Annotated in this window: 6 protein-coding genes; 5 read left to right on the top strand and 1 reads right to left on the bottom strand. The window is 63.8% G+C overall.

Features of this window, described 5'->3' with window-relative positions; translation table 11 throughout:
- Positions 1–101: 101 nt before the first annotated feature.
- The gene (locus AC07XM_RS27645) at positions 102–1496 is read right to left on the bottom strand and encodes a class II fumarate hydratase (protein ID WP_016485343.1); all 1395 of its coding nucleotides are present in this window, start codon (positions 1494–1496) and stop codon (positions 102–104) included.
- A gap of 154 nt (positions 1497–1650) precedes the next feature.
- Between AC07XM_RS27645 and AC07XM_RS27650 the strand changes: the two genes are divergently transcribed.
- The 5 genes from AC07XM_RS27650 (at position 1651) to AC07XM_RS27670 (ending at position 6104) form a co-directional block, all read left to right on the top strand.
- Positions 1651–2175, top strand: a complete 525-nt coding sequence (locus tag AC07XM_RS27650; RefSeq protein ID WP_102689509.1) for a DUF2059 domain-containing protein — start codon at positions 1651–1653, stop codon at positions 2173–2175.
- A gap of 10 nt (positions 2176–2185) precedes the next feature.
- The gene (locus tag AC07XM_RS27655) at positions 2186–2482 is read left to right on the top strand and encodes a BolA family protein (RefSeq protein WP_023047764.1); all 297 of its coding nucleotides are present in this window, start codon (positions 2186–2188) and stop codon (positions 2480–2482) included.
- 228 nt (positions 2483–2710) lie between these two features.
- Positions 2711–3643, top strand: a complete 933-nt coding sequence (gene trhO, locus AC07XM_RS27660; RefSeq protein ID WP_016485346.1) for an oxygen-dependent tRNA uridine(34) hydroxylase TrhO — start codon at positions 2711–2713, stop codon at positions 3641–3643.
- Positions 3644–3646: 3 nt separating this feature from the next.
- Positions 3647–4279 carry a DsbA family protein gene (locus tag AC07XM_RS27665; protein ID WP_016485347.1) on the top strand — a complete coding sequence of 211 codons (633 nt, stop codon included), beginning with the start codon at positions 3647–3649 and terminating at the stop codon, positions 4277–4279.
- On the top strand, positions 4272–6104 hold the full coding sequence (locus tag AC07XM_RS27670) for an ABC transporter ATP-binding protein (protein WP_016485348.1): 1833 nt from the start codon (positions 4272–4274) through the stop codon (positions 6102–6104). The genes AC07XM_RS27665 and AC07XM_RS27670 overlap by 8 nt, the downstream gene beginning before the upstream one ends.
- Positions 6105–6204 lie beyond the last annotated feature (100 nt).

Below are 6204 nucleotides of genomic sequence, written 5' to 3' on the forward strand. Positions count from 1 at the left end.
GGGCAAGCCCGCTCCCACAGGTTCACCACGGGGCTGAATGTTGTGCTACCCCTGTGGGAGCGGGTTTACCCGCGAAGGGGCCAGCACAGGCTATAGATGACTCAGCCCTTGCCACCCGGTGCCAGCATGTTCTCCGGCCGTACCCATTGGTCGAACTGCTCATTGGTCAGGTACTTCAGCTCCAGTGCAGCCTCGCGCAGGGTCTTGCCCTCGCTATAAGCCTTCTTGGCAATTTCCGCCGCCTTGTCGTAGCCAATATGCGGGTTCAATGCCGTTACCAGCATCAAGCCACGCTCCAGGTGCGCGGCCATCTGCTCGGCATCGGGCTCGATGCCCGCCACGCAGTGCAGCTGGAAGTTGCGGCAGCCATCGGCCAGCAGTTCGATCGACTGCAACAGGTTGTGGATGATCACCGGTTTGAACACGTTCAGCTGCAAATGCCCCTGGCTGGCGGCAAAACCGATGGCCGCGTCGTTGCCCAACACCTGGCAGGCCAGCATCGACAGCGCCTCGCACTGCGTCGGGTTGACCTTGCCTGGCATGATCGAGCTGCCCGGTTCGTTGGCTGGCAGGCGCACTTCGGCCAAACCGGCGCGCGGGCCGGAGCCCAGCAAACGCAGGTCGTTGGCGATTTTCATCAGCGCCACGGCCAGGGTTTTCAGGGCGCCCGCCAGGCTGGTGAGTGGTTCGTGGCCGGCGAGGGCGGCGAACTTGTTCGGCGCCGTGACAAAGGGTAGCCCGGACAGCGCCGCCAGCTCGGCGGCGATGGCTTCGGCAAAACCGTGCGGGGCATTCAGCCCGGTACCTACGGCGGTGCCGCCCTGGGCCAGTTCGCACACTGCCGGCAGGGTGGCGCGGATGGCGCGCTGGGCATAGTCGAGCTGGGCGACGAAGGCAGACACCTCCTGGCCGAAGGTAATCGGTGTGGCGTCCATCATGTGGGTGCGGCCAGTCTTTACCAGCTTTTGGTGGCGCCCCGACAGCTCGGCCAGCCCCGACGACAGTTCGGCGATGGCGGGCAACAGGTGCGCGTGCACCGCCTGCGCAGCAGCAATGTGCATGGCAGTCGGGAAGCAATCGTTGGAACTTTGCGAGCGATTGACATGATCGTTGGGGTGTACTGGCGCTTTGCCGCCGCGGCCTTTGCCGGCCAGTTCGTTGGCGCGCCCGGCGATCACTTCGTTGACGTTCATGTTGCTTTGCGTGCCGCTGCCGGTCTGCCAGACGACCAACGGGAACTGGTCGTCGTGCTGGCCACCCAGCACTTCGTCGGCGGCTTGTTCGATCAGCCGCGCGATGTCGGCCGGCAGGTCGCCGTTGCGGTCGTTGACGCGTGCCGCGGCCTTCTTGATCAGCGCCAGGGCGTGCAGCACCGCGATGGGCATGCGCTCCTTGCCAATGGCGAAGTTGATCAGCGAGCGCTGGGTTTGCGCACCCCAGTAGGCGCCTTCAGGAACTTCGACCGGGCCCAGGCTGTCTGTCTCGATACGGCTCATTCTGTACTCACTCCTGTGTAGTTCGAAATCGCAGTTTAGGCCTTGATTCGACCGAGCGGTTCCGTCGCTCGTCGTGCCACTTGAGCACATCGCCACCACGGCGCAGAATGCTCTACTCTGAGGTACCCGCCTCCCTCTCCTTGAAGGAAATGCAATGACCCGTCTCCGTGTCCTTTGTGCCGCCGTTGCCCTGGCTTGCGCCAGCGGCCAGGTGCTCGCTGCCACCGCCAGCCATAACGCTGCTGCCGAGAAATTCCTGACCCTGGCCAACGCCGACAAGCTGGGCACCCCGGTGTACGTGCAGGTCCAGCAGATGTTCGCCCAGCGCTTTGCCCAGACCAAGGCCCCGGCCGCCAAGCAGCCGGTGCTGGAAAGCTACCAGGCCAAGGCCAACGCCGCGCTGGACAACGCCATCGGCTGGAACAAGCTGAAGCCGAAGATGGTCGACCTGTACACCCAGACCTTCACCGAACAAGAGCTGAAAGACCTGGTCAAGTTCTACGAATCGCCGCTGGGCAAGAAAGTACTGCGTGAAATGCCCAAGGTTACCCAGCAGTCGGCCCAGTTGACCCAGCAGAGCCTGGAGCCAGCAGTGCCGGTGGTGAACAAGCTGCTGGAAGACATGACCAAGGAACTGGACCCTAACGCAGGCAAGGCCGCCGTTCCTGCCAAGAAGTGAGCACGCCGCGATGACCATGCAACAGCGCATTGAACAACAGCTGGGTGCCTTGGCGCCGCAGCACCTGCAAGTGCTCGACGAAAGCCACATGCACAGTCGTGGTCAGGAGACCCACTACAAGGCAGTGATCGTCAGCGAGCAGTTTGCCGGGTTGAACAGCGTCAAGCGCCACCAGAAGGTGTACGCCACCATGGGTGAGCTGATGCAGCAGATCCATGCCCTGGCCATCCATACCTACACCGCAGAAGAGTGGGCCAAAGTCGGCGCAGCGCCGGCCTCGCCGGTGTGTGCCGGCGGCGGGCACTGAAACCTTTCTGTTGTTCTGGTAGAATCCTGCAAAATCCGGGGGCCGCTTTGCGGCCCTTTCGCGGCACAAGGCCGCTCCCACAGGAACCGCACTCGCCATCGGGTTACGCGGTCCCTGTGGGAGCGGCCTTGTGCCGCGAAAGGGGCGCAAAGCGCCCCCATGCTTTTTTCAATACCTGTCAAACCCGGTCCGCCCCTTACGAGGGCACCCACCTGGAGAACCTGTTTCATGTCACAACCCATCGTCGTCGCGGCGCTGTACAAGTTCGTCACCCTGCAAGACTACGTAGAGCTGCGCGAACCGCTGCTCAAGGCCATGCTCGACAACGACGTCAAAGGCACCCTGCTGCTGGCCCACGAAGGCATCAACGGCACTGTGTCGGCCACCCGCGAAGGCATCGACGGGCTGCTGGCCTGGTTGCGCAACGACCCGCGCCTGGCCGATGTCGACCATAAAGAATCGTACTGCGACGAGCAGCCGTTCTACCGCACCAAGGTCAAGCTCAAGAAAGAAATCGTCACCCTCGGCGTACCAGGCGTGGACCCGAACCAGGCGGTCGGCACCTATGTCGAACCCAAGGACTGGAACGCGCTGATCAGCGACCCGGAAGTGCTGCTGATCGACACCCGCAATGACTACGAAGTGGCCATTGGCACCTTCAAGGGCGCGGTGGACCCCAAGACCGAAACCTTCCGCGAGTTCCCGGAGTACATCAAGGCCAACTTCGACCCCAGCAAGCACAAGAAAGTGGCCATGTTCTGCACCGGCGGCATTCGTTGCGAAAAAGCCTCCAGCTACATGCTCGGTGAAGGCTTCGAGGCGGTCTATCATCTTAAGGGCGGCATCCTGAAATACTTCGAAGAAGTGCCTCAGGAAGAAAGCCTGTGGGACGGCGACTGCTTCGTCTTCGACAACCGCGTCACGGTGCGCCATGACCTGACCGAAGGCGAGTACGACCAGTGCCACGCCTGCCGCCACCCGATCAATGCACAAGAGCGCGCGTCCGAGCACTATTCGCCAGGTGTCAGCTGCCCGCATTGCTGGGACACCCTGAGCGAGAAGACCCGGCGCAGCGCCATCGACCGGCAGAAGCAGATCGAGCTGGCCAAGGCCCGCAACCTGCCGCACCCGATCGGTTACAACTACAAAGCCGAGGCTTGATGCATGTCTGCCCGCCTGATCTATGTGATGGACCCGATGTGCTCCTGGTGCTGGGGGTTCGCGCCGGTAGCCGCCGCCCTGATCGCCCAGGCGCGTGAGGCGGGCGTTGCCACCCGCGTGGTGCCGGGCGGGTTGCGCACCGGCGGCAGCGCGCTGGACGGCTCCACCCGCAAGTACATCCTCGAACACTGGCAGGCGGTGGCTGACGCCACCGGCCAGCCTTTTCGTTTCGAGGGGGCCATGCCTGACGGCTTCGTCTATGACACCGAGCCGGCCTGTCGCGCCCTGGTCACCGCCCGCGAGCTTGACGCCGAGCGCGTCTGGCCGCTGCTGGCGCTGATCCAGCGTTCGTTCTACGAGCAGGGCGTGGACGTGACCACTGCGCCACAGCTGGTCGAGCTGGCCTCGCAGTGCGGCTTCGACCGCGCCGTGTTTGCCGACACCTTCGCCCGCGCCGATACCCGAGCCGCCACCGCAGCCGATTTCAGCTGGGCCCAGGACCTGGGTATCGCCGGCTTCCCGACCCTGCTGGCCGAACGCAATGGCCAGCTGGCGCTGCTGACCAACGGCTACCAGCCGCTGGAGCGCCTGCAACCCTTGCTCGGCCGCTGGCTGCAGCAGGCCGCCTGTGCTTGATGTGCCGGGGTCACCCGACCCGGTGCCGGGCAAGCCTCATGCTGCGGGCGATCGACTGAGCTGGGCGGAAATCCGCCGCCTGGCCCTGCATCACAAGAAAAACCTCTGGTCTGCCAACCTCATCGCCGTGCTGGCGGCTTGCTGCAGTGTGCCCATCCCGTTGCTGTTGCCCCTGCTGGTGGACGAAGTGCTGCTGGGCCATGGCGATGCCGCCCTGAAGTGGATGAACCACCTGCTGCCATCCAGCTGGCAGGTGGCAGCCGGTTATATCGGGCTGATGCTGGCGCTCACCTTGTGCCTGCGCCTGGCTGCCCTGGCATTCAACGTGCTCCAGGCCAAGTTGTTTGCCGGTTTGGCCAAGGATATCGTCTACCGCCTGCGCATCCGCCTGATCGAGCGCCTCAAGCGCATTTCGCTGAAGGAATACGAAAGCCTGGGCAGTGGCACGGTCACTACCCATCTGGTCACCGACCTGGACACCCTCGACAAGTTCGTTGGCGAAACACTCAGCCGTTTCCTGGTGGCCATGCTGACCTTGACCGGCACAGCGGCGATCCTGATCTGGATGCACTGGCAGCTGGCCTTGCTGATCTTGCTGTTCAACCCGCTGGTGATCTACTTCACCGTGCAGTTGGGCAAGCGCGTCAAACACCTTAAAAAGCTTGAGAACGACAGCACCGCGCGTTTTACCCAGGCGCTGACGGAAACCCTTGATGCCATCCAGGAAATCCGTGCAAGCAACCGCCAGGGCTACTTCCTTGGTCGCTTGGGCCTGCGCGCCCGCGAGGTGCGTGATTACGCCGTAGATTCCCAGTGGAAGAGCGATGCCAGTGGCCGAGCCAGTGGCTTGTTGTTCCAGTTCGGCATCGACATCTTCCGCGCCGCGGCCATGCTGACCGTACTGTTCTCCGACCTTTCCATCGGCCAGATGCTGGCGGTGTTCAGCTACCTGTGGTTCATGATCGGGCCGGTGGAGCAATTGCTCAACCTGCAATATGCCTACTACGCCGCGGGAGGTGCGCTGAGCCGCCTCAACGAGCTGCTGGCACGCGATGACGAGCCGCAGTACCCGGCCGCCAGCGACCCGTTCGCCGGCCGCGAGACGGTGGGCATCGAAGTGCGCGACTTGCGCTTTGCCTATGCTGACGAGCCGGTGCTGGAAAACCTCGACCTGTCCATCGCCCCGGGGGAAAAGGTGGCGATTGTCGGCGCCAGTGGTGGCGGCAAGAGCACCCTGGTGCAACTGCTGCTGGGCCTTTACAGCGCCCAGGCCGGGACCATCCGCTTTGGCGGTGCCAGCCTGCAGGAAATCGGCCTGGAAACCCTGCGCGAAAACGTCGCGGTGGTGTTGCAGCACCCGTCGCTGTTCAACGACACCGTACGCGCCAACCTGGCCATGGGCCGCGACTGCAGCGACGAGGCGTGCTGGCAGGCGCTGCGCATCGCCCAGCTGGATGCCACCATCGCCGCCTTGCCACAGGGCCTGGACAGTGTGGTGGGGCGTTCCGGCGTGCGCTTGTCTGGCGGGCAGCGCCAGCGCCTGGCCATTGCCCGCATGGTGCTGGCCGAGCCCAAGGTGGTCATTCTCGACGAAGCCACCTCGGCGCTGGACGCCGCCACCGAGTACAACCTGCACCAGGCCCTGGCGCGCTTCCTCAGCGGCCGCACCACGCTGATCATCGCCCACCGGCTGTCGGCGGTGAAGCAGGCCGACCGGGTGCTGGTGTTCGATGGCGGGCATGTGGCCGAAGATGGCGACCACCAGCAGCTGATTGCCGAGGGTGGGTTGTACGCCAAGCTTTATGGGCACTTGCAGCAAAGCTGAATTTCAGGTGCCTTGTGCCGTCGCTGTGGGAGCGGCCTTGCCGGCGATAGGGCCAGCGTAGGCTTATGCCGGTGCCGAAGTACGAATCAGGTGGTCGAAG

This window comes from Pseudomonas sp. GW460-LB5, from assembly GCF_059423245.1.